We start from the raw sequence: 20,149 nt of genomic DNA on the forward strand, positions 1-20,149 counted from the left end.
ATAAAGACGAGTCTTAAATATGTGAAATGCTATGTAAAACTGAGAATTAAAGAGATTCTTTAAGATTATTGAAGGAGTTAAAAATTCTGGGCAGACAATATTCGCACTATGTAAGAATAAAAATACAGAGTAAAATTGCTCTTACGAATATAATTGATCGAACGATGCCAGGCATAAAAAAGCTATTGCAGGGGAAACGATCAAATAATCCTGTTAAGGACAAGTTGGCTGACTTTATAAAAGAATATTGGCATTATGACAATATCACCAAGAAAAGCGAGTGTAGTTTTATTAGCAGCTATTGTCAATGGGCAAAAAAGAAGGGATACCATGCAAGCGAAGCCAAGGCAAGAGAAATTTATGCCATGGCTAAAGCCGGTATCCCTACTTTATCTTCCAGTGCCGCATCGACCAAAATGTTAGTACTGGAATCTATTAGAGTACTGGGTGAAGTCAACCAAACTCTGCAAACAATTTTAACACAAATGCAGATGATAGCAAGTAATCTAAAGGAATACGAGGTAGTCCATTCAATGTCAGGGGTTGGAGATGTGTTAGCCCCTCGTTTGATCGCTGAAATTGGAGATGTCAAAAGGTTTCACAGCGGAAGTGCATTAATAGCCTACGCAGGTCTTGATTCTCCACCTTACGAATCAGGCAATTTTATAGGAAATAAGCGAAGTATATCAAAAAGGGGATCATCTTTATTACGGAAAACTGGGTACGAGGTGATGAAATGCCTAAAAACAACCAAGCCGGTTAATGATGCGGGAGTTTATCAATACATGTTAAAAAAAGAATCTGAAGGAAAACCTAAGAAAGTTGCAAAAATTGCAGCACTAAATAAATTTCTTAGAATTTATTATGCCCGAGTAATGGAAGTGCATCGAAACTAGTTAATAATCTATATTCCATTTATTGTAAGACCAATTTAGTTATTAAATTGGTCTGTTTGTTATGCAAAAAAAACAATATATGTATAAACATAAAAACTTGCATGAAAGTACTTGATTTTTCTTAGCAGGTTTTTATGCGATTTTATGGGGGTGGGGAATTTGAACTATAAGGACCTTATTGAAGCCATTACCAAGGCTGGCCAAGGCTTAACCGATGCATGGTTGTTTAAAACCATTCTGGCGTTTATTGTAGCTGCGGTAACTAGCGTTCATGGCAGCGCATTGCTGACATTTATCGTGCTAATTTTTGTAGATTTGGTTACCCGATGGATAGCAATTAGTTATAAGCATTTGCAGGATTGTAGTAAGGTTAGCGACTTGCTAAGTTGTTTGCTTAATATCCCGGCGGCCTTTAATGCCGGGCGGATAAACTCTGATGCCATGAAGCATAGATTTGCAGGCAAGCTAATTCTTTACATGGCCTTGACAATCATGGCCGTGAGCGCCGACAATATGTTAAAACTCGCTTGAGAACGCCGCTGCTGCTAAAAGTGGCCTGGGTATATTTGGCGGCTACGGAAGCCATAAGTGTGTTGGAAAACTTAAGAGACGCAGGAATAGAGCAGGCAGCCAGCCTGCTTGATTTTTTGCGCAGTCGCCTAGGTGTAATGTTGGAACGGTTTAAAAATAAATAATAAGGAGAGTACATTATGGCTAAAAGCGTAATCGACCCCGGCCACGCCGGCGGGAGAACTGACCCAGAGGCATGCAACCCCATAACCGGTTTGCAGGAAGCGGATGTAAATTTAGCGGTATCCAAGCTTGTGGCACATTATTTGGATACAGCAGGGTGCTTAGTCAGGTTAACCAGGACCGAGAAGGAACAGCCGGAGACTGACAGTCTACAGTACCGGTGTGATGTTGCAAACTACTGGGGCGCTGACCTGTTTGTCAGCCTACATTGTAATTCTGCGACCAATCCAGCAGCGAAAGGATTTGAAATCTATACCACCAAGGGAAATACTGGCGCCGATCGGATCGCAACTTGTATTACTAATCAGGTGGCAGCTACCTTTCCAGAATTGCCAATTCGCGTCGACTGGTCTGACGGGGATGTCGATAAAGAGGAAAATTTTTATGTGCTTAGGTACACTAATGCGCCGGCAGTGCTTGTAGAGATGGCTTTTATCAGCAATCCGGAGGAAGCTGCATTACTGGCAGACCCGACATGGCAGGATGAAATGGCCAGAGCGATTGCCAGAGGTGTGACTGATTGGCTCAGCAAATAAAAATAGCCAGTGGACGGCATAAGGAAGGCTAATCAATGAGTGCCCCAGCATAAAGTTTGTTTATTATACTTATTTTAGTTTTGGTTATATCTGTGTTAATTGCTGTTGGTTTGACCTTGTTAGTGCTGGCTAATATTTTCTTTAAAAAGCACTATCTATTTTGGCTTTTTTTTGTACGGATAAAGAGTGAGGGGTGTATGCGGGGGTGATCTGTCAGTCTACGGGGTTCCGGAATATAGTCATCCACATAGTTAATCACCTCCCTTCTGAGGTGAGAGTTCGGCAAAAACCAAAAGTTTCTTTAAAATAATTAAATAAAAATAGCGCCGTGGAGGCGGCGCTTATTGGGAAGGGTGAGGAATTATGTTTAGTTTAACCAAATGCCAGGCGGCTATTCTGCTTAGCGTTGTTTTATTGGTGGCGGTGGTATAGTGGGCAAAATTTTAACTTTTATTGTTAGCTACATTGTCCTTTACCCATTGGTAGATTATGTTTTGAGATTTTGGTTAAAACCATGATGCGAAAAAAGCAGAAATAGACAGCCAAATATTTCGAGCAAAGGAGAAAATTTCTGTCAATGCGTAAATAGTCATATAAATCATAAATATTAACATGAGCAACAAGAAGATAAAGAAAAAAATCTTCTCTATAATAGCGCAAGTTTCTTGAATAGCGGGAGCGAGTTGATAATTGCGGTATTTATAAGTAAAACTTCTTGTTGGCATTCCTAATTGCTCTCGTAAAGAGTCAAAAGTAGTCGATATTTTAAAACTTAAATCATTAAATATTTCATGTCGAATTTCGTCTGTTTTGGTTTCTAATGAAGAATATTCTTTTAATGTTTTAACATAATAAATAATGTCTGGATCAACCAATTCATAATTAGCGTCAATTATTTTTTCTAGTTCATTTATATAAAAAAGAGTCGTTTCTTTATCTATTTTTTTATAAAAATCCTTTTCTAACAATTTAAACATCGGCAAGTAAACATTTTTAAGTTGCTCTCTATATACTGGAATTTTAATTTCCGGTTGTAACTTTAACTTAGCAATTTTATAAGCACCATAAGTAGCGATTATTGTACTAATCAATTGAATATTTAACGTAATATCTTCCATCATATCAACCTTCCAGTTCTAAAGGTGTTGTTACACTTCGACAAAAACCAAAAATTACCTTCAAAGTAGCGTGTTATCATGGACACTAACGAAATTAAACAAGGGGTATTAACCTTTATCAGATCGAACTGGAAATACTTTGTAGGACTGGCCGCTGTGCTGGCCCTATTGATTTGGGGAAACCAAGAATACCGGGACTGGAAGCAGCACATCAAAAGCCAGGCTGCGCAGCCAACCGTCATAACTACAGCACCGCCGCCGCAGGTCATTCACACCAACACGGAAACTATCCGGGAAGTAGTGGTTTAAGCGCCATCGCATCCGGGCGCGGTGCTGCAGTTCGTGGAGCGTGAAGGGAAGATTATAGCTATCATTGACGGCAAGGAAGTGGAAGTGCCAAATCAGACCGGCCAGTCGGAGGTGTCCCTAGGGGAGAATGGGGAGTTGCGGTTGTCATCAGTTACTACAGCCCGGATCGATGTGACCGACATGGCCAACGCCCAGGCCCGGCTGATTGCTAACCAGGAGCTTGAAAAACAGGCTGCAGTTTATAAAAAAGAGATAGACAAAGAAAAGTCCGCCCGGAAAAAGGAGCGGCTGTTTTGGATTGTGGGGGCTGGAGTTGGGGGATATTTGTTAGCACGATAAACAAGGAGGATATTATTGTGGACTTTGGACAAGCTTTACTTGCTTTGAAAAGTGACCATAAGATTGCTCGTGCAGTATGGGGGAATGCACGGTTCCTACTACTAATAAATCCCTATGGTTATTCGGTTAAGGTTAATATGGCAATTAACGAGAGTCCATTGTTGGCGTTTATTGGGCTAAAAACGCCTGATTTTTTTGTTCCATGGAGCCCGGAGCAGGCAGACTTACTTGCGCATGATTGGATTGTGCTGGATAAATAATAAGGCGCGAATGAAAACTCCCTATCTAAAGTAGACCGCTCCCGTGGAAATAGACAGGCAGGAAACGCCCTGTCGTAGGATAGCTTAGAATTACACGGCCACCGCTCCTGATTTGAAAGGGAGTATGGCCATTTTTTGTCTTGATGCGTTCGAAGTTGTAGAAGTGGATGTATTGGTCAATGAGATGACGTGCTTGGTGGATGGTCTGAATTTTCTGACGGTAGATGCACTCGGTTTTCAGAATGCCGAAGAAGTTTTCAGCAGGGGCATTGTCCAGAGGTGTCGCCGCTCTTGACATGGACGGCAGAATGCCGTACTGTTTGGTTAGGTTCAAATAGCCGTGCGAGGTATATTGGAACCCTTGGTCGCTGTGGAGGATCAGTCCATCAGCGACCTCCTTTTTTGCTTTTTGAATGGTTCGATAAACCAGAGCATTGTCTTGTATGGTTCCCATATCGTAGGCAACGATGAAATCGTCATACAAATCCTTGATAGCCGACAAGTAGAGTGTCCCCTCGCCGGTGTGTATATAACTGATATCTGTTACCCATTTTTGGTTTGGCCTGTCTGCATGGAAATCCCTGTTCAGTTTGTTCTCATAGATGTTCATCCGCTGTTGCCGTTGGTACAGCGGACGAGGGCGGCGAATGGACGAGAGCAGGCCATACTTACGCATCACCCGAAGTACTGCCTTGTGATTGACAACAAGGCAGTGTTTTTGTAACAGCCACAGCCTGACACGTCTGTAACCGTAGGTTTCTTTTGTTTCCTGCTGGCACTGAGCGATCAGCTTGCTCATTGGCATGTCCCGATCCGGTCGGTCCCTTCTTTTTCTCCATGCGTAATACCCGCTACGAGATACTTCGAAGAACCTGCACATAAACGTAACCGGATACTTCTCTTTGTTTGCTTCCATCGCTGCATATTTGATTTTTGCATTCACACCCTTCCAGCAGCTTGAAGAAAAGATCGATACAAATCCACTTCCCGTTCCAATTCTTTAATGCGCAGCTCCATTTCACGCTGTTTTGTGAATGGTGATGTGCGCGGTCTTCCTTGCTTTTTAGATATGAAAAATTCCGGTTCCTTGTTATAACGCCGTACCCAATTTTTGATTTGTACCTTTGTGAGTCCCAGTGCATCTGCTATTTCCTGGCGTGTTTTGCCTTGCTCACGCATGGCGATTATCTCTGGTTCCATTATTTTGATGTGCGTATATTGCCTTTTCATGCAATCACCCCCTGTCGTAGTTTCTATCCTACAACAGGGGGCGTTTTCTCTCAATGTCTGTTTCTTGGGATGCGGTCTAGTAGATGGGGAGTTTTCATTTTTAGAATGTATGTTGCTAAACTTAACCCATTGAATATAACTGGTGTAATTGCTCTACGCCAAATGCATAACGAGTATTAGCGTCTTGGGAAAGCAACGATTGATTTTGATTGTTACTGGATGGAAGTCCGGTATCTAAATTGAAGTCATTTTTAAGATAGGCGGTAATAGTCTCTTCGTTCAGAAAAAAATCCATGGAATTTTCAGAGCAAGATGAAAAGAACCTTTCCGACGCCGTTATTACGTCAGACGTTGTGGTGACGGCCATCTCGTAAAGATCATCTACGCTAAAGTTCAGTTGGTCATTTGAGGACGAGGCAAACCATCTTTTTCGTTCGCTATTAAAGATATGAGGAGAATCACTTTCGGTAATCTGTATATTGCCTGTTATAAATCCATTAATATTTTTCCTGATAAGTTTAATTCCTTGTTTCGTAAAATTGATTTCTGCTTCATAATCTTTATATGCATCATGTATTGGATGATTATCAGAATTAATATTGTATCGACCAAAATAATAATCCCAGTCAATGTCTTGACTGTACGATGCTTTGATTCCTTCGTTTAGCAAGATTGCGAGGGTCATGTGCAACTTGTCGTTATCATTCTTGTCCTGCAATCCAAAGACAGGGTCAAAGCGAGATAATTTATAATCAGTTTTTCTTAGCAAAAGGATATTATCAATTTGAGTTTCCAACTCTTTGTGGGCTTTATAATTAGATTCTGGGCTATGAAGTGTCCAATGATCCTGAGTTGTTCTATATACAAAAGGATGAATAAGGCAATCTGTAACAACATGAGAATAGTATCCGTAGGCAAACGCTTTTAACAACCTTTGTTCGCTATAATTATCGTTGTGACGAGATTTAATATTATTAAGTAGCCATGTAAACAGGGTAAAAGAGTTGCAACGATGAAATGCATCTGATAATGCCTCCCATTCGTTCGACATAGACATATTCAAGATACGGTTGGATATTAAGTCTTTGACATAAAATAAATCGGGACCAAATGAACCTAGCGCAATAACATTGGAATACTCATTCCATAAATCTGGAAAAACTCTTTGAGTGCCATCACTAGCAACAAAAAAGTGCGTCAAAGGTTGTGGCATAATTATCACTCCCATCAAAATTCAAATATAGTCGTTCTTCGACAGAAAGGAATAAAATCCCTATTAAATTGACTGAATTTTTATCATGAAAAATCCGCTCGTAAGAAGAGCGGACTATGTGGATTATTGGCACTGTAGCCGATGCGTATTTGTTAACGCAAATGATTTTTGAGCTCTCGGGAAAACCGGGGGCTTATTTTATTTTGGGAGGCGATTCAGATAGACAAGCACCTTATTTGTCAACAATTCAAACCACTAGTTAAGAAATACGCAGGTATTTATAGGCGCTCAGTTCCGGATGCCGAATCCGAAGCCTGGTTGGCCTTGCTGCAAGCCTTGTATAACTTCATCCCGACTTAGGAGTTCCGTTGGCTGGCTATCTCGAAAGCCGGGTTAAGTTTGGCCTGTTAAATCTTTGGCGAAAAGAAGCAAAGCGCAAGCAAATGGAATGCCAGGGGGACAAGGCGATTGAGTATGTGGCAGCTCCCGATGATCCACAGGCTGAGCTGGTATAAAGGAAACAATTGAAAGGATGCTGGCGGCATTGCAGGAATTACCGCAGCGGCAGCTACTTGTACTAATTCATATTTTTGTATATGGGCGTAAGTTGGCATGCATTGCTCAAGTATTAGGAATTACGGTACAGGCAGTAAGCCAAATAAAAAATAGAGCGTTGAGGCGTTTAAAAAGTCGACTGGTTTGAATGTATATAAATGAAGGCCGATATGCGGGAAACACACAGTTAATTAAAAGGTCCTTGGCTATATCGGGTTTCAAAATAATTAATTTGGAGGAATGTGAAATGGCAACAATAGGGCAACCGTTAACAGCGCCAGAAGCAGGATGGAGACGTTATGATGAAAGAGATTCAAGAATAAAATATACAGGCGATTGGTCTTTCAGGACGGATGTAACTGCTGATTATAAGTCTACTCGTACTTATTCCTCTACTAACGATAATGAAATGCAAATAAATTTTTATGGTAGTAAGGTACGATTATTAGGTCCTTCATCCCCTAGTCGTCCGCAAAATGGTAGTGCAGAGGTTTATCTAGATAATACATTTGTGGGTATGGTTCATCAGTATGCAGACCCTGGAAACCTAACAGTGTTAAATTTTGAATATGTAAATCTTAGTAAAGATGTGCATGTCATAAAAGTTATAACTAAAAATTTAATAAGAGATGAACTTTGGTGCACACTAGATGCCATCGACATCGACTCCGATGGATATTTAGTGCATCCAATATCCGTCAATCTAACCGCCAATGCAGGCGATTCCCAGGTAACCCTTATATGGGAGTCAGTCACCGGTGCCACTGGTTACAATGTAAAGCGAGCTACCACAACGGCCGGCCCATACGAAATAATTGCTGCCAATATCTCCGGGAATAGCTATGTAGACACCGACGTTGAAAACGGTACAACTTACTATTATGTAGTTACAGCAATAATGGCAGGTGAAGAAAGTGGTAATTCCAATGAAGCTTCAGCTTTACCAGAAGCAGATGATGGGCAGGCTATACTCCGCGTTACTATGATTGATTCTAGCGAACGGGAATATAAAGTCACTAAGGCTGTTGCAAATGATTTCATAACCTGGTGCAATCGATCAATTGGAACCGGTAACTCATGCTATGCATTTGACAAAGGTATTCAAAGTAGCAAAGAGTATTTGTTTTACGAAAAAATCAGCAGCTTTGAAGTGATTCTGATAGCGTAGTAGAATTAGCCCACTCTTGGCCGACGGCTGGGAGTGGGCTTTTATTTTTGGAAATTGTAATAATTTCGTGTGAAGTGTGATATAATAGAGATGAGTTTAAATAAAAAGTTAACAATAAACAATCATCGCGGGGTGGAGCAGTTGGTAGCTCGTCGGGCTCATAACCCGAAGGTCACAGGTTCAAGTCCTGTCCCCGCAACCACGAAATTCTATCGCCTGCCGGGTTCGTCCTGGTGGGCGACTTTTTCATTTTGTCCACTTGTGGATTTAACACAAAAGCGTTAATTTACTTTCATGAGGCAGTTTGAAAGCGGATTTACCTATCTCTCAGCCATTGCCGAGGATGGGCTTTTTTTGTTTTATTTATATTTTAAAATACGTTATAATTACAGTTAGATTTAATGTGATATATTATATAAATGAATTTTGGGGGTTTTAACTATGGCAGAAAGCTATTTTAAAAATCATTCTGACCAGGAACTAGCTCGTTTATGTTTAGAGCAGCTTAAGTATAATAAAACGACAAAGCGCGATTATAGTAAAAATAATGTAAAAGAAAGCCAATATCTCAAGGAATTGCAAACTGAAATTGTCCATCGTTTTATTAATATGCATAAAGAAAAGGAAAATGAATAAGTGACTTATTAACCACCTTCCCAGGCTTCGGCCTGGGGCTTTCCGGGGTGCGGTTTTATTTTACCAACCTTTTCTAAAGAAATTATAAAAATGGGAATCTATAATAAAAGCATTCCATATTATGGCTTACATATATTCCTCTATGCTACCCGGCCAGTGTGCCGGGTTCTTTTTATTTCTACGTATTCCCACTTGTCAACCGCAAACATGTGTTCCGTACTGATGATGAACACATGTTCTATAGTGAGGTGTGACATGGAAAACAAAAATAAAATATCTATCGGTATAACCGCTTACCATGGCGAGGATGGAAAAATAAAGCCTCTCTACCTGCATTGGGAAGACGGTCGCAAGTTTGAGGTTGACCGCGTACTGGACGTTCGAATAGCAGCATCCTTAAAGGTTGGCGGACATGGCATGAGGTACACATGCAGAATTGCTGGCAAGCAGGTTTACTTGTTTTGTGTTGACAATAAATGGTTTGTAGAGAAATAATTTAGTCCCTGGATGCAATTTACTTGTATCTACTTCGATTTACTTATGACTACTAATAAAACTCATGTAAAGCAGCAAAATCAAGCCATCGCATTTCTGCGATGGCTTGATATGCAAGAGAAGTACCGGGGAATGTAATTGATATAAGCTACTCATCATCTTTTGGTTGTTGTACCAAAGGCTTCGCCGCAACTGGTTGAAGGTTGTGTTCAGTAAGACGATTGGTAGCAAGTAGTGCATCGTCCTGCCACATTTGGTAGCCATAAATTACTACCGCATGCAACAATGTTACGGGCAGAGATAAAAATGGGGACATGTTGAAGTCGACAATACCTCTACTCGGTAAAAAGTAATCTAGGATAAAAAAATTAAAAACTATATCTAGGATTGTATTTGTAATCATATATGGCCAGAAGCGTCCATATGTAAACTTAAAAACCCAAATTGTTAATACAGGCATTGTTCCGTAAAAATACGGTAGCATCTCGTTAAAAGGATATGTTGATTCTCGGGTAGCCCAAACGCCTAGACCAATTCCAATGTCGCCAATTATAGTAGTCAGCACAACAGCAAACATGGCAACCGGCATCCAACGCTTTATCTCTTCTTTTCTCATAAAAAAAAGAGACAACCAAGGAAGTAAAGCTAATGACCACATGATAAAACTATTGCTCATAAAAAATCCCCCTAAACTTATTGCTGAAATTAGCTTTACTCACATCTTGAATAATATACAAAAAAGGCGAGACAGCAAATAAAGGACATTATCGTCCGCACCTGGCCGGTGACAATGGAGCTGCGCTGAATCTGGCACTAAATTAACATAATTTTTACCAATCTATAACACTAAAGCCGAATTTTTGATGTAATATTAAATCAGCCTTTAAGTAATCTCTTCCTAAAAAAGCTGCCTGCCGGGTTCGTTCCCTGGTAGGCAGCTTTTTTTTATTAATTCTTTCCAACCTTTTCTAAAGAAATTATAAAAATGGGAATATATAATAAAAGCATTCCATATTATGGTTTACATATACTCCTCTATGCTACCCGGCCAGTGTGCCGGGTTCTTTTTTTTGGCCGTGCCTATATAACAACCCGGAAAATTTGCAACTCCTCATCGTGAGTGTCAATATTAGCCGGACATAAGGGGTGGGGCAGGGGGAGCAGCTACTTTATTTTGCCGCATGTATCTTTTTCCATTTCCGTATTTTAGTACGGAAAGACTTAAACGGAGCAACAGTATTAATGTGTACCCATTTCCATACAGGCCAGTTCGAGCTTGTCGATGCAGCCCATTTTCTACCGCCGGGCTTGAATAATTCTTCATCACTAAAGTCATTCAGCCATTCAATAAGTGAATCCACCGCATCAACAAACAATTGCTGAAGCTGCGCCAGGGATTTGTCCCGATACTTGTCATAAAAGCTTTGATACAGTGCGCCCAATTGATTCCACTTATAGCCGGGTTCAGGGGTAATAACTTCTTTTCCCTCATGCTCTTTGCTATCCCAACTGCGAAGCAGCCTCATCCAGCCAAGTTGATAAGCAATGATTTCTTGTGGAGTGCGATCTACTTCCTGATAACGAATATCTTTATTGGCTTCCGAAACATCCTCAAATTCACCAATAAATAAATTAGCTGTTTTCTTTATCTCGTCAATTAAAGCATTTTTACTACTGTATTCTTGCATGATTATTGTCCTTTCTGTGGATTTATAGATTTTGACATTATTTTCTTTACTATATGTAAAATTTTACATATAGTAAAGAAAAACGTTTCATATAGATGGAATAAAAAGTTTTGGAAGGATTATTTTCCCTTATCACGAAGTGGTAAGAGAAGGGAGGCCGGAATATGTGCGGAATGAACTGGTATCGTGAAGAAATGGAACGGGCTGAGGAGGATTTGGACCGTTTAATGCAATTGCTGGCGATGATGGAAGAACGGTACAAATTGCCGCTGGCTGAGCCTGATGATAGCAATAGACTCAGTCCCGATATTGTTGATGTTTATTTAGAGCTTGTTTCACGAAAAAAGGCGCTGACGATGAATAAATCCCCACAGGCTTAGCTGCTGCGGGGATTTATTCATTGTCAGGTTATTTTAACGAATGCTCAAGTCCTTCATCCATAGCTTCGCGATAGGAAGCTTCATTAGCGGTAGCCTTAGACACAATAGAGGAATTAATTTCAGCGCGGGTCAGGCTGTTGTCGCCGCCATTATCGCTAAACTTATCTGTTACGTTTTCAGGTGCAGTATCATCATAGCCATTGGTAGCAATAAATAACTCGGCGTCAGATATGCTGGAAAACATTCCGGGAATAAGTTTTTTCATCAAATCCCTCCTTTATGATAAAGCTGTTTTTAGTTTCTCCAATGTTTTTGATTCCATGAGTTTCAACACAGTTCAAATTTTTGCTAAAAAAGCAACAAAGCGGCGTAATGCCGCTTTGTCAGCAGGGTTATTAAGAAGGGGTGCTATTTACCGGAGCTTCCTGTTTTTGGGGAGAATTGCTCGCAACCGGAGCTTGCTGAGCTGTGGTTTTCTCAGCGGCGGACTGGTTTTGTTTGGAATTTGAACCACCGGGTAAATCTTTAAATCCCATTCCACTCACCTCCAGCCTTAGTATTCTCCTTTTTGGATAAATATACCACAATATTGTAAAAAAATTGAAAAATATAGAAAGGAGTGGATATTTCCACTCCTTTGCCTGGCTTTTACTTGCAGCACTTTTCTTCTTTTTTCTCTTCTTTAGCTTTTGGGCAAATTTCTTTGCCAAACTCTACATTGCCTTTACCTTTGTTTTCTCTGTTTTCTTTGTTACAACGCTCTTTAGCCATAAAATCATCTCCTTTCGTTTAGATTGGGAGGTGACGTTAATCGTCGGCTAGTTCGTTAATCATGAACTTGGCAGCCTGGTAAATAACTGTGCCAACGGCTACAGCCTTAAGCACTGAGGTTAGGCCAATATCCATGTCCATCAGCGATTTGTGTTTCTTTCGATGAAACATACTTACCACCTCCTCATTCGATAGTGTAACCAAGCTTGTTAAGTACAACACGAAGTAAGAATTGGATTGAAAACCAATAAAAAAAAGCAGCACTTAATATAAAGTCAGAATAATACGATAAAACTAATGAAAGGAATTTTATTACCACAGGGAGGCGGTAAAGATGGTGACAAAAATAATGGCAATTCAACGGCTGGATCTGGCAAGTCGTGACCATCGTAATGCTGCGGATAGTGACAGAAAGAAGCCGCAGAATAAGGCGTCTTTCAAAGAAATTTTTGCCAAGCAATTGTCAGGCACTGCCAAGCCGCCTGTTAACCGCGTGTAAAGCTTACAGCGGCTGCTTCATTATAAGACATAAAATTCTGGAGTTGATGAATAGATAACGGGGCATAATAAGCATACGTAATTTTTATATAATGGTGATATATATGAAAAGTATAAAAACAGGTCTGGATATCGTCAACCTGCATCAGGAATATGTTGATAAAATAAATGAACTTGATGCTGCCGTAGGCAAGCTCGATGAGTTTGGTTATACCAAAACGGTACTCAAAGAAGAACTTGCCAAGTTGAGAACAGATTTGCAGGCGCTGGAAACTACACGTTTTCAAGCGCTGGAACCGGTTATTATTTCAACGTCGCTGCTTGGCGGCCGGTCCTAGTAAACAGCCAAACCCGCTTAAAACATCTTGCGTTTTAAGCGGGTTTGGCTGTTTGTAACTTACAGTTCATCGGCACAGACCGTTTCCGTGCCTTCTACACATTTGAATTCACATTGGTTGCAGTCCTCATTGCTGCCATGGTAGTCGAAACATTTACTTTCCCCGTTTAAGTTTTTTCCATTCCAAAAGCTATAGATATGGCAATCCTCTTTGCTGGACAAACTATCACCTCCCACTTGTTTGGTGTTAGTTTATCCCGATGCGGGCGACAAAATCCTCGAAACCGAGACGGTCAATAGTTTGTCCCAGACGTTCGCCAGGCTGTCCGTAAGTCTGGTAGTAGGCGATGATTTTTTCGATAGATGGTACGACTTCAGCAGGCTGGACCCTTTCCGTGACAATCCGTCCGGCCTGCGCCTTGCGACCGGAGTTGCCGCCGGCAATAATGGTATAACCGCCGGCGGTGCCATAAAGGCCGATATCTTTGACAAATATTTCAGAACAGCCGTTAGGACAGCCGCTGACCCCTATACGGAGCTTGCCGGGCAGTTCGGTGCCATAAAACTTAGTGTCAAGGTCCAGGCCGAGCCGGGTACTGTCCTGAAGGGCCCGCGGACAGTGCGGTTTGCCCGCGCAGACAGCTGTGCTGCGTACTGCTTTGCCAGCAAGCGACTGGGTGTCAAGGCCCAGTTCGCCTAATGCCTGGGTGCGGTGTTCAGGGCATAGCCCAAGGATAACAATGCTGTTCCCGGCAATTTTTATAATGCCTTTGTATTTTTCAGCTATAGCAGCTAATTTGCGCAGCATAACCGGTGTTAACAGTCCTGCAGGCAGGCGTGGCGTCAATGGCAGTTTGGCTTGGTGGTCAGTCATGAGCATCCTCCATTTTTCTCTCTACTATAGCCTTTTTTGGCAGTATTCACAGTGATGTAGCTCACGCTTGCCGGCAAACAGCACTGCTTTTTCCCGGCAAAAAACCGCAACTTTTGTAAAATAATAGAGGGAATTTTCACGGGCAGCGAGAATACCTATCAATATAATAAAGAAAAACAGTAGCTGTTTTTGATATGTGGGGTGTTTGTGTGAAGGGAACTGTTGTCGGGACATGGGTTAATACCGCCCACAAGGTTTGGGGCGAGACGTTGGCGCAGGAAGCAATGCGGCAGGTTGGCTGGGAGCCTGATAAGCTGTTTTTGCCGACAGAAGAAATCGATGATGCTAAGCCCAGGGCGTTTGTCTCCTATTTAGCCAACCGCACAGGTAAGAGCCAGGATGAAATCTGGTTGAGCTTAGGTAAAGACAATGCAGCAACCTTTGCCCAGGCCTACCCCGCCTTTTTCCGTCAGGAGAGCTTGTATTCTTTCTTGCGCTCAATGTATGATGTACATATTGTCATGGTCAAGAGGATACCTGGAGCTAAGCCCCCGGAGCTGTTGATTGAACCGGTATCCGAGTTTTGCGCTATGCTGAGCTATCGTTCCAAACGCGGCATGTTCGGTTACATGAAGGGGCTGCTGGCCGGAGCGGCTGAGTATTTTAAAGAAGATATCAAGACCGAGATTACTGAGTCCTCGCCGGAGCATCTAAAGATGCTGATTACTTTTCCCAAACCCATTACTCATACCAATGTTTACCGGTTTAATCAACTGTTATCCTTTGGCGTTATTCGCAGTATTCCGGCTAAGATCGGTATTGGCGTAGCTGCCATATCCCTGCTTGTTGACGGATTGCTGGCCGGCTTGGGGGTGGCTGTGCCGTTGTGGACAGCGCTCTTAAACGGTGTCCTGGCGGCAGGTGGCGCGGCGCTGCTGCTCCGGCCGTTTGACGGCATTAAGGCGGAGCTTGCCAACCTTCAGGAACGCAAATATTTCACCGAGACCAAGCTTAAGTCAAGCGATGAGTTTGAAGACATTGTCGAACTGCTGGCCCAGTACAAAATGCGGGTTAAGAGCGAGTTCATCGGCTTTAAGGGCATCACTGACGAGATGAATAAATATGGCGACGATTTTAATGCATTGGCATCGCGCATGCAAGATACTTCTGATGAAATTTCCGGAGTAGTCAACGATGTGGCTATGGCGGCTACCAACCAGGCAATGGAGACCGAGACGGCTGTTGGTATTTTAAATGGCAACCTGGAAACGCTGCGGACGGTAGTGACAGAACAAAGTCATAATAAAGAGCAATTGGAAGCGGCAGTAGACGAAATTAATAAAGGCTTTGCCGAAGTGCAGGCGTCCAGCGATAAGCTGGAGCACAGTCTTGACAAATTTGGCGAGGTTAAGCGTTCGGCGGAAAACCTCCAGAATCAGGCCACTAAGATTACGGAAATTACCGGGATGGTGGCTGCCATTGCCGGACAAACCAATCTCTTAGCGCTTAATGCCGCCATTGAGGCCGCCCGGGCTGGTGAACAGGGACGCGGTTTTGCCGTAGTGGCTGAGGAGGTTCGGAAGCTGGCCGAACAGTCCCATCACCACTCGGACAGCATCTCCAGTGATTTAAAAGTATTGATGGAGATTATCGGGAATGTTGTCGGCATGATTGAAGAGGAATTTTCCATTTTAGAATCGGAAACCCGGCAGATGAAAGATGTGGTGGCCGAGAACACCCGCCATGTCGGGAACATCCATCTGGTGGCCGAAAATATTGTTGATATGATTATCAAGCTGGAGCGGGAGATGACCGGCCTGAGCGAAGTGTATGGCAAGATTGAATCCCTGGCTGCTATTTCTGAGGAAAACTCGGCAGCAACGGAAGAAGTAAGTGCTTCGGTACATGTTTACAATGAGAAGCTGCATGATATGATGGGCAAAATCACTGAGTTTAAGACCGTTATTCAGCATTTCAGTGAGGATATTAACACCTATCGCACCTGAGTTTGGCGGCGGGGCCGGAAAATCCCCGCCTTCTGTTTGCTTGGATATTCCTGTAGGAGGAATGAAATTCCCGGATTTTTGTGATATTATTCTTAGAAACATGTGGAGGTACATATGATTCGTGAACGTCGCAACAAGGCCAAATTGGAACTGTATTATGATAAATTTGTAACCGAAGGTGTTATTGACCCCAATGTTCATCCCTGGGTGGGTGAATCCTGGCAGCGCAGCCAGGACGCCGGGGTAGGGCGGGAAACCTTCCGTCTTGCTGTCAAATTATCCGGCGAGGAGCTTAGTAAGCGCCGGGAACGTTATAACCAGGCGCTGACCTTTCTTGACGGGCTGTATGATGAAATCAAGGAGCACTTTACAACCTATAATTTGAGCATGCTGCTATTGGATCAGGAATTATATGTGCTCAAAAACTATGCTATGCCTTTTTACCAGAAAACAGCCGGGGAACTGGAAGGCGCGCGCCTGTCGGAAGAGGATATCGGCACCTCGAGTATTGGGGTTGCTTATCGGAGCAAGGTTCCGTTTTTGATGTTTGGACCGGAAATGTGGATCAAGGACTGCCAAAACGGTGACGCTTGCTCAGTTCCGATTATCCTTGACAATCAGGTGAAATTCATTGTTACCGTGGTATCTGTTCAGCAGGAAGAACTGCCTTACAGCGCCATGGTGGCAATGGTCCTCAGTATTAAATACGCCATGGAACAGCATCTTAAGCTGCTAAGCAGTCTCAATGCCAAACACACTATCCTGGATGCTGTGCCGCTGGCAGTGTATCATATTTTGCCTGGCGGCGAAGTGGCCTATGCCAACAAGCTGGGTCACAGCCGGCTGTCGGGGATTGTTCCGTTAGGCAGCGAAGACAAGGAAGAAGGGCCTAACTTAAGCACCGTATTGTTGAATTATCATCACACCCCCATATACAAAGGCTTTCTGGGTGTTCCTTCCTACAACCGGGAGGCAACCTGGATAACGCCGCGGAAGACCTATGAGGATATCACTACCGTTGTGCCGCTGGCCGGTGATGAAGGGGATGTAGACAGCATTGTAACCGTAACCATGCCGATAGAAGATTTACGCACCTTGGTAGCCCATACGGCAGGCTATACGGCCCGGTACAGCCTGTCAAGCATGGTTGGCAGCAGCCAGGTGTTTACGGCGATGCAGGATAAGGCCGGCCGGACGGCCAGACATGACTATCCCATCCTGCTGCAGGGTGAACCGGGAACAGGCAAACAACGGCTGGCGCATGGTATTCACCAGGCAGGCTCGCGGGCTGCCGGTCCGCTGATTGCCGTAAAAGGCGGCGATCTGCCGTCCGATGTTTTGGAAATAGAGCTTTTTGGGCGCGGCGGCAGTGAAGCCGAGGGACGTCCGGGAAAATTGGAACTGGCCAGCGGCGGCACGCTGTTTATTGATGAAGTGGAAAAGCTGTCAACCGTATTGCAGGATAAGCTGGCAGAAGCCCTTGAGGCCGGTTTTCTCTTCCGGGCTGGCGAGGCTGTGAGCCGTCCCATCGATGTCAGGGTGATTGCTGCCAGTGATACGGAACTAAAGCGTCTTGTGGAAAAGGGTGTATTCTCCGCCAGATTATATGAAATTATCTCCCGGGCGGTTATTCGTGTACCATCCCTGCGGGCCAGGCGGGAGGATGTTCCTAATTTGGCAGCCCATATTATTGAGGAACTGGCAACATTGCATAATTTGCCGCCGAAAGAGTTAGCGCCAGATGCAGCCGAGCTCATCATGAGTTACGACTGGCCGGGAAACATCAAGCAGCTTCAGGGTGTGGTAGAGCAGGCGTTTTTCCGCACGACAGGTACTACGATCAGCCGGGCCGATATTGTTATGCCTGGTGAACAGGGGCTAAGTAAAGCCTGGAAAGAGGATAAAGCCGCTTTCATCGAGGCCTGGAAGGCCGCCGGCGGCAATATCAGCCGGTTAGCCAATATGCTGGATGTCAGCCGGGTGACGCTGTACCGGTATTTGAAAAAATATGGCTTAGATAAAGAGTAACAGGCTAAGATGGCTTTCGCGCTGCTCGCCGGTAAGAATTGCAGTCATTCGCAGGGGGCGCGTGCAGCATCGTATTTGCCATATGTAAGGAGGAGACAGGTTGCGACTGAGAAAAAAGCCGTGGATTGCCGAAGCGCTCACAGGCTTTTCTGACATAGTATTACCAAATCCCGGTGAAACACTGCAAGGCAAGTGGCTTGATCTATTTGGCAACAGGCTGCCGCTGCAGGTTGAACTGGGTACAGGCAAAGGCCGGTTTATTACCGGCATGGCCGAGCAGCAGGCTCAGGCTAATTTTGTCGGGATTGAGGCCCAGCAGGATGTTCTTTATTATGCTGCCCAAAAGGTTCAGGCAAAAGAATTAGCCAATGTACGCTTGCTGGTATTTGATGTGAACAACATTTTGACAATCTTTGCACCAGGAGAAATTGACCGGCTTTATATCAATTTCTGCGACCCTTGGCCCAAGAACCGTCATGCCAAGCGGCGGCTTACCCATATCGGTTTTTTGGAAAAGTATCGTACGGTGTTAAAGCCGGGCGGGCAATTATGGTTCAAAACCGATAACCGGCCGCTGTTTGAATTTTCCTTAGAGCAGTTTGCCGCATTTGGCCTCAAGGTGGAACAGGTTACCTATGACCTGCACCGCAGCGGCTTTGACGGTAATGTCATGACAGAATATGAGACAAAGTTCAGCTTGCTCGGACAACCTATTTGCCGTTGTGAGGTTACTTTTACGCCAACTAAGTAATCACACTTACACTGAACCGCATACAATACACTAAAATCCTATTGCATGGGAGTGTGTTGCTATGCCGCGTCACTCGAATAATAAAGGCAAAGTGCTGCCGGTGCCGCCGCTTGACATGGAGGAAGTCAAATTCTGGCTGCAGATTATGGAAGAGCATGCGCTGTTTATTAAGACCGGTTTACCGTGTGATAAACCTGATTTGATTGAAGAGGCCGCCGCATTTGAACGTGAGCTCAAGGCGCTCAGGGTGCGGGCTGAGAAACTTAGCAGTGAAAAGAAATTTGCTGAGCTGATTGCCGATATCCTTTGCTCACTTAAGGAATTCCTCCGGTATAAGCGCCTGTTATTAGGACTGTCACTGACCAATAAGCTGGGCAGTGCGCTGCCGCCGCTGTTTTTTGACCATTTAGTCCGGGAAGCCGAGTATTTTATGGCCATTTTAGAGAAACTGCGTGCCGGCAAAAAGCTATCTGTTGTTAAAGCGCGGGAAGCTGACTTTTGGCTTAGGATTATGGCCGATCATACCAAGTTTATTGGTGCCCGTCTTGATCCGACAGAGCGTAGTCTGCTCGGGGTTGTTTGCGAGTTTTCCACCGAGTTTGATGATTTGACAATGCAGGGCCGCAATTATGTGGGCTTCTTTGAACATCAAGCTCCGGAGTTGCCGGCTTTTGGGCGTTTTTTGCAGGACAGCCGGTCGGCTACCGCCCGGCTTAGAGATTTTAAACAGGCCGCCTATGATATGATTACCAAGAATCGGATGTTAAGCACCATTCCTGCCCTGATGGCCGATCATGTTCGCCGGGAGGCCGACCATTTCCTGCTGATACTGGCCATGATCGAAAAATGCGTAATTAAGGAAGAATCACCGACTAAATATACTCATGCAGAAAATATTGGTATGGTGGTGGACAATGAGTTTTTTGCGGAATCTGAGTCCATAGTATTTGATGATTGGGTAGAACCGGAACGTGAGTCTTCGGAGAAGGCCATTGACAATACCGGCCCTGAATATAAGCCGGAAAAAAGCCGGAAACAAATAATAACCGGGCAAACAGCCTCTGATGACAGCGGCAGCGCCGTAGTTGACGATACTGTGGCAATACCGGTTGACACCATAGTGTTTGAGCCCGTTTCTCAGGAGGCTGTTGCTGTCGATACAGCCATTGAGACTAAGCTAATCGCCGCTGAACAGGTGACACTAGCCGCTAAGCCGCCTGCGCCTGCTGAAGACGGCAAGCAAGGGAAGTATAAATGGGGGGGGAAGTGGCCACGTCAGCTGGGAAAAATGAAAAACTAAATGACCGA

General features: G+C 43.8%; 30 protein-coding genes and 1 tRNA gene. 20 read left to right on the forward strand and 11 right to left on the reverse strand.

Features of this window, described 5'->3' with window-relative positions; all coding sequences use genetic code 11:
• Positions 1-68: 68 nt before the first annotated feature.
• The 4 genes from GT1_RS18105 to GT1_RS18115 all read left to right on the forward strand — a co-directional run bounded on the left by GT1_RS18105 (position 69) and on the right by GT1_RS18115 (position 2,185).
• The gene (locus GT1_RS18105; RefSeq protein ID WP_223226357.1) at positions 69-896 is read left to right on the forward strand and encodes a transposase; all 828 of its coding nucleotides are present in this window, start codon (positions 69-71) and stop codon (positions 894-896) included.
• 159 nt (positions 897-1,055) lie between these two features.
• Positions 1,056-1,427, forward strand: coding sequence for a hypothetical protein (locus tag GT1_RS18110; protein ID WP_223226358.1), 372 nt, complete (start codon positions 1,056-1,058; stop codon positions 1,425-1,427).
• A complete protein-coding gene (locus GT1_RS22350; protein WP_223226359.1) occupies positions 1,424-1,591 on the forward strand; it encodes a hypothetical protein in 168 nt (55 codons plus the stop codon). The genes GT1_RS18110 and GT1_RS22350 overlap by 4 nt, the downstream gene beginning before the upstream one ends.
• Positions 1,592-1,606: 15 nt before the next feature.
• Complete coding sequence (locus GT1_RS18115; protein WP_188399898.1) at positions 1,607-2,185, forward strand: N-acetylmuramoyl-L-alanine amidase; 579 nt, start codon at positions 1,607-1,609, stop codon at positions 2,183-2,185.
• A gap of 506 nt (positions 2,186-2,691) precedes the next feature.
• Here the strand turns inward: GT1_RS18115 and GT1_RS18120 are convergent.
• On the reverse strand, positions 2,692-3,306 hold the full coding sequence (locus GT1_RS18120; protein ID WP_075756313.1) for a hypothetical protein: 615 nt from the start codon (positions 3,304-3,306) through the stop codon (positions 2,692-2,694).
• A gap of 75 nt (positions 3,307-3,381) precedes the next feature.
• Between GT1_RS18120 and GT1_RS22355 the strand changes: the two genes are divergently transcribed.
• Genes GT1_RS22355 through GT1_RS18130 form a run of 3 tightly spaced genes read left to right on the forward strand, consistent with a single transcriptional unit; the run spans position 3,382 to position 4,211 of the window.
• A complete protein-coding gene (locus GT1_RS22355; RefSeq protein WP_223226360.1) occupies positions 3,382-3,612 on the forward strand; it encodes a hypothetical protein in 231 nt (76 codons plus the stop codon).
• A 33-nt stretch (positions 3,613-3,645) separates the two neighbouring features.
• On the forward strand, positions 3,646-3,951 hold the full coding sequence (locus tag GT1_RS22360; protein ID WP_223226361.1) for a hypothetical protein: 306 nt from the start codon (positions 3,646-3,648) through the stop codon (positions 3,949-3,951).
• A 17-nt stretch (positions 3,952-3,968) separates the two neighbouring features.
• Positions 3,969-4,211 (forward strand): MW1434 family type I TA system toxin, encoded by a 243-nt coding sequence (locus tag GT1_RS18130; protein WP_075756312.1) that lies wholly within the window; start codon positions 3,969-3,971, stop codon positions 4,209-4,211.
• A 25-nt stretch (positions 4,212-4,236) separates the two neighbouring features.
• On the opposite strand, the gene GT1_RS18135 is transcribed toward GT1_RS18130, so the two are convergent.
• The 3 genes from GT1_RS18135 to GT1_RS18145 form a co-directional block, all read right to left on the reverse strand.
• Positions 4,237-5,154: an IS3 family transposase gene (locus tag GT1_RS18135; protein ID WP_223226362.1), complete on the reverse strand. Its 918-nt coding sequence runs from the start codon at positions 5,152-5,154 to the stop codon at positions 4,237-4,239.
• A complete protein-coding gene (locus tag GT1_RS18140) occupies positions 5,151-5,441 on the reverse strand; it encodes a helix-turn-helix domain-containing protein (protein ID WP_188399899.1) in 291 nt (96 codons plus the stop codon). Before GT1_RS18140 ends, GT1_RS18135 begins: the two co-directional genes overlap by 4 nt.
• 121 nt (positions 5,442-5,562) lie before the next feature.
• Positions 5,563-6,654: a zinc dependent phospholipase C family protein gene (locus tag GT1_RS18145; RefSeq protein WP_188399900.1), complete on the reverse strand. Its 1,092-nt coding sequence runs from the start codon at positions 6,652-6,654 to the stop codon at positions 5,563-5,565.
• A gap of 368 nt (positions 6,655-7,022) precedes the next feature.
• On the opposite strand from GT1_RS18145, the gene GT1_RS18150 reads away from it, so the two are divergent.
• The 6 genes from GT1_RS18150 to GT1_RS18175 all read left to right on the forward strand — a co-directional run bounded on the left by GT1_RS18150 (position 7,023) and on the right by GT1_RS18175 (position 9,508).
• On the forward strand, positions 7,023-7,169 hold the full coding sequence (locus GT1_RS18150) for a hypothetical protein (protein ID WP_158027084.1): 147 nt from the start codon (positions 7,023-7,025) through the stop codon (positions 7,167-7,169).
• 8 nt (positions 7,170-7,177) lie between these two features.
• A complete protein-coding gene (locus GT1_RS22795) occupies positions 7,178-7,357 on the forward strand; it encodes a sigma-70 family RNA polymerase sigma factor (RefSeq protein ID WP_376742012.1) in 180 nt (59 codons plus the stop codon).
• Between the two features lie 99 nt (positions 7,358-7,456).
• The gene (locus tag GT1_RS18160; RefSeq protein WP_188399901.1) at positions 7,457-8,377 is read left to right on the forward strand and encodes a hypothetical protein; all 921 of its coding nucleotides are present in this window, start codon (positions 7,457-7,459) and stop codon (positions 8,375-8,377) included.
• Positions 8,378-8,503: 126 nt separating this feature from the next.
• A tRNA-Met gene (locus GT1_RS18165) sits at positions 8,504-8,579 on the forward strand.
• A 239-nt stretch (positions 8,580-8,818) separates the two neighbouring features.
• Positions 8,819-9,013, forward strand: coding sequence for a hypothetical protein (locus GT1_RS18170; protein WP_075756307.1), 195 nt, complete (start codon positions 8,819-8,821; stop codon positions 9,011-9,013).
• Between the two features lie 255 nt (positions 9,014-9,268).
• Complete coding sequence (locus tag GT1_RS18175; protein WP_075756306.1) at positions 9,269-9,508, forward strand: hypothetical protein; 240 nt, start codon at positions 9,269-9,271, stop codon at positions 9,506-9,508.
• A 148-nt stretch (positions 9,509-9,656) separates the two neighbouring features.
• On the opposite strand, the gene GT1_RS18180 is transcribed toward GT1_RS18175, so the two are convergent.
• Together GT1_RS18180 and GT1_RS18185 are read right to left on the reverse strand one after the other, a co-directional pair.
• The gene (locus GT1_RS18180; protein WP_188399902.1) at positions 9,657-10,184 is read right to left on the reverse strand and encodes a hypothetical protein; all 528 of its coding nucleotides are present in this window, start codon (positions 10,182-10,184) and stop codon (positions 9,657-9,659) included.
• 493 nt (positions 10,185-10,677) lie between these two features.
• Positions 10,678-11,196 carry a ClbS/DfsB family four-helix bundle protein gene (locus GT1_RS18185; protein ID WP_188399903.1) on the reverse strand — a complete coding sequence of 173 codons (519 nt, stop codon included), beginning with the start codon at positions 11,194-11,196 and terminating at the stop codon, positions 10,678-10,680.
• A 164-nt stretch (positions 11,197-11,360) separates the two neighbouring features.
• On the opposite strand from GT1_RS18185, the gene GT1_RS18190 reads away from it, so the two are divergent.
• Entirely contained in the window at positions 11,361-11,576 is a 216-nt protein-coding gene (locus tag GT1_RS18190) for a hypothetical protein (RefSeq protein WP_188399904.1), read from the forward strand.
• A gap of 28 nt (positions 11,577-11,604) precedes the next feature.
• Here the strand turns inward: GT1_RS18190 and GT1_RS18195 are convergent, their stop codons facing one another.
• From GT1_RS18195 to GT1_RS22595, 3 genes are all read right to left on the reverse strand, one after another.
• Entirely contained in the window at positions 11,605-11,841 is a 237-nt protein-coding gene (locus GT1_RS18195) for a hypothetical protein (protein WP_075756302.1), read from the reverse strand.
• A 130-nt stretch (positions 11,842-11,971) separates the two neighbouring features.
• Positions 11,972-12,286, reverse strand: a complete 315-nt coding sequence (locus tag GT1_RS22800) for a hypothetical protein (protein ID WP_188399905.1) — start codon at positions 12,284-12,286, stop codon at positions 11,972-11,974.
• 97 nt (positions 12,287-12,383) lie between these two features.
• On the reverse strand, positions 12,384-12,518 hold the full coding sequence (locus GT1_RS22595; protein ID WP_255430466.1) for a hypothetical protein: 135 nt from the start codon (positions 12,516-12,518) through the stop codon (positions 12,384-12,386).
• Positions 12,519-12,681: 163 nt separating this feature from the next.
• Here GT1_RS22595 and GT1_RS18205 point away from each other — a divergent pair, with 163 nt between their 5' ends.
• Both GT1_RS18205 and GT1_RS18210 read left to right on the forward strand, forming a co-directional pair.
• A complete protein-coding gene (locus GT1_RS18205; RefSeq protein WP_158027082.1) occupies positions 12,682-12,846 on the forward strand; it encodes a hypothetical protein in 165 nt (54 codons plus the stop codon).
• A 103-nt stretch (positions 12,847-12,949) separates the two neighbouring features.
• Positions 12,950-13,183, forward strand: a complete 234-nt coding sequence (locus GT1_RS18210; RefSeq protein WP_075756301.1) for a hypothetical protein — start codon at positions 12,950-12,952, stop codon at positions 13,181-13,183.
• A gap of 59 nt (positions 13,184-13,242) precedes the next feature.
• Here the strand turns inward: GT1_RS18210 and GT1_RS18215 are convergent, their stop codons facing one another.
• Both GT1_RS18215 and GT1_RS18220 read right to left on the reverse strand, forming a co-directional pair.
• Positions 13,243-13,404 (reverse strand): hypothetical protein, encoded by a 162-nt coding sequence (locus GT1_RS18215; RefSeq protein ID WP_188399906.1) that lies wholly within the window; start codon positions 13,402-13,404, stop codon positions 13,243-13,245.
• A gap of 25 nt (positions 13,405-13,429) precedes the next feature.
• Positions 13,430-14,056 (reverse strand): nitrite reductase, encoded by a 627-nt coding sequence (locus GT1_RS18220; protein WP_223226363.1) that lies wholly within the window; start codon positions 14,054-14,056, stop codon positions 13,430-13,432.
• 209 nt (positions 14,057-14,265) lie between these two features.
• Here GT1_RS18220 and GT1_RS18225 point away from each other — a divergent pair, with 209 nt between their 5' ends.
• The 4 genes from GT1_RS18225 (at position 14,266) to GT1_RS18240 (ending at position 20,141) form a co-directional block, all read left to right on the forward strand.
• Complete coding sequence (locus GT1_RS18225; protein ID WP_188399908.1) at positions 14,266-16,062, forward strand: heme NO-binding domain-containing protein; 1,797 nt, start codon at positions 14,266-14,268, stop codon at positions 16,060-16,062.
• Positions 16,063-16,176: 114 nt separating this feature from the next.
• The gene (locus GT1_RS18230; protein WP_075756299.1) at positions 16,177-18,090 is read left to right on the forward strand and encodes a sigma-54-dependent Fis family transcriptional regulator; all 1,914 of its coding nucleotides are present in this window, start codon (positions 16,177-16,179) and stop codon (positions 18,088-18,090) included.
• A 100-nt stretch (positions 18,091-18,190) separates the two neighbouring features.
• On the forward strand, positions 18,191-18,841 hold the full coding sequence (trmB, locus tag GT1_RS18235; RefSeq protein ID WP_188399909.1) for a tRNA (guanosine(46)-N7)-methyltransferase TrmB: 651 nt from the start codon (positions 18,191-18,193) through the stop codon (positions 18,839-18,841).
• Between the two features lie 61 nt (positions 18,842-18,902).
• Positions 18,903-20,141, forward strand: coding sequence for a DUF2935 domain-containing protein (locus tag GT1_RS18240; RefSeq protein ID WP_188399910.1), 1,239 nt, complete (start codon positions 18,903-18,905; stop codon positions 20,139-20,141).
• The last annotated feature ends 8 nt before the right edge of the window (positions 20,142-20,149 follow it).

The sequence above is a fragment of the Sporomusa sp. GT1 genome, assembly GCF_014634905.1.
Taxonomy (GTDB): Bacteria; Bacillota; Negativicutes; order Sporomusales; family Sporomusaceae; genus Sporomusa; species Sporomusa sphaeroides.

Bases quoted from the DNA above. Each gene is read 5' to 3' on its own strand.
- GT1_RS18115 (WP_188399898.1), top strand. From the start codon at position 1,607: ATGGCTAAAAGCGTAATCGACCCCGGCCACGCCGGCGGGAGAACTGAC.
- GT1_RS18120 (WP_075756313.1), bottom strand. From the start codon at position 3,306: ATGATGGAAGATATTACGTTAAATATTCAATTGATTAGTACAATAATC.
- GT1_RS22355 (WP_223226360.1), top strand. From the start codon at position 3,382: ATGGACACTAACGAAATTAAACAAGGGGTATTAACCTTTATCAGATCG.
- GT1_RS18140 (WP_188399899.1), bottom strand. From the start codon at position 5,441: ATGAAAAGGCAATATACGCACATCAAAATAATGGAACCAGAGATAATC.
- GT1_RS18145 (WP_188399900.1), bottom strand. From the start codon at position 6,654: ATGCCACAACCTTTGACGCACTTTTTTGTTGCTAGTGATGGCACTCAA.
- GT1_RS18160 (WP_188399901.1), top strand. From the start codon at position 7,457: ATGGCAACAATAGGGCAACCGTTAACAGCGCCAGAAGCAGGATGGAGA.
- GT1_RS18170 (WP_075756307.1), top strand. From the start codon at position 8,819: ATGGCAGAAAGCTATTTTAAAAATCATTCTGACCAGGAACTAGCTCGT.
- GT1_RS18175 (WP_075756306.1), top strand. From the start codon at position 9,269: ATGGAAAACAAAAATAAAATATCTATCGGTATAACCGCTTACCATGGC.
- GT1_RS18180 (WP_188399902.1), bottom strand. From the start codon at position 10,184: ATGAGCAATAGTTTTATCATGTGGTCATTAGCTTTACTTCCTTGGTTG.
- GT1_RS18185 (WP_188399903.1), bottom strand. From the start codon at position 11,196: ATGCAAGAATACAGTAGTAAAAATGCTTTAATTGACGAGATAAAGAAA.
- GT1_RS18190 (WP_188399904.1), top strand. From the start codon at position 11,361: ATGTGCGGAATGAACTGGTATCGTGAAGAAATGGAACGGGCTGAGGAG.
- GT1_RS18195 (WP_075756302.1), bottom strand. From the start codon at position 11,841: ATGAAAAAACTTATTCCCGGAATGTTTTCCAGCATATCTGACGCCGAG.
- GT1_RS22595 (WP_255430466.1), bottom strand. From the start codon at position 12,518: ATGTTTCATCGAAAGAAACACAAATCGCTGATGGACATGGATATTGGC.
- GT1_RS18205 (WP_158027082.1), top strand. From the start codon at position 12,682: ATGGTGACAAAAATAATGGCAATTCAACGGCTGGATCTGGCAAGTCGT.
- GT1_RS18210 (WP_075756301.1), top strand. From the start codon at position 12,950: ATGAAAAGTATAAAAACAGGTCTGGATATCGTCAACCTGCATCAGGAA.
- GT1_RS18220 (WP_223226363.1), bottom strand. From the start codon at position 14,056: ATGACTGACCACCAAGCCAAACTGCCATTGACGCCACGCCTGCCTGCA.
- GT1_RS18230 (WP_075756299.1), top strand. From the start codon at position 16,177: ATGATTCGTGAACGTCGCAACAAGGCCAAATTGGAACTGTATTATGAT.
- GT1_RS18240 (WP_188399910.1), top strand. From the start codon at position 18,903: ATGCCGCGTCACTCGAATAATAAAGGCAAAGTGCTGCCGGTGCCGCCG.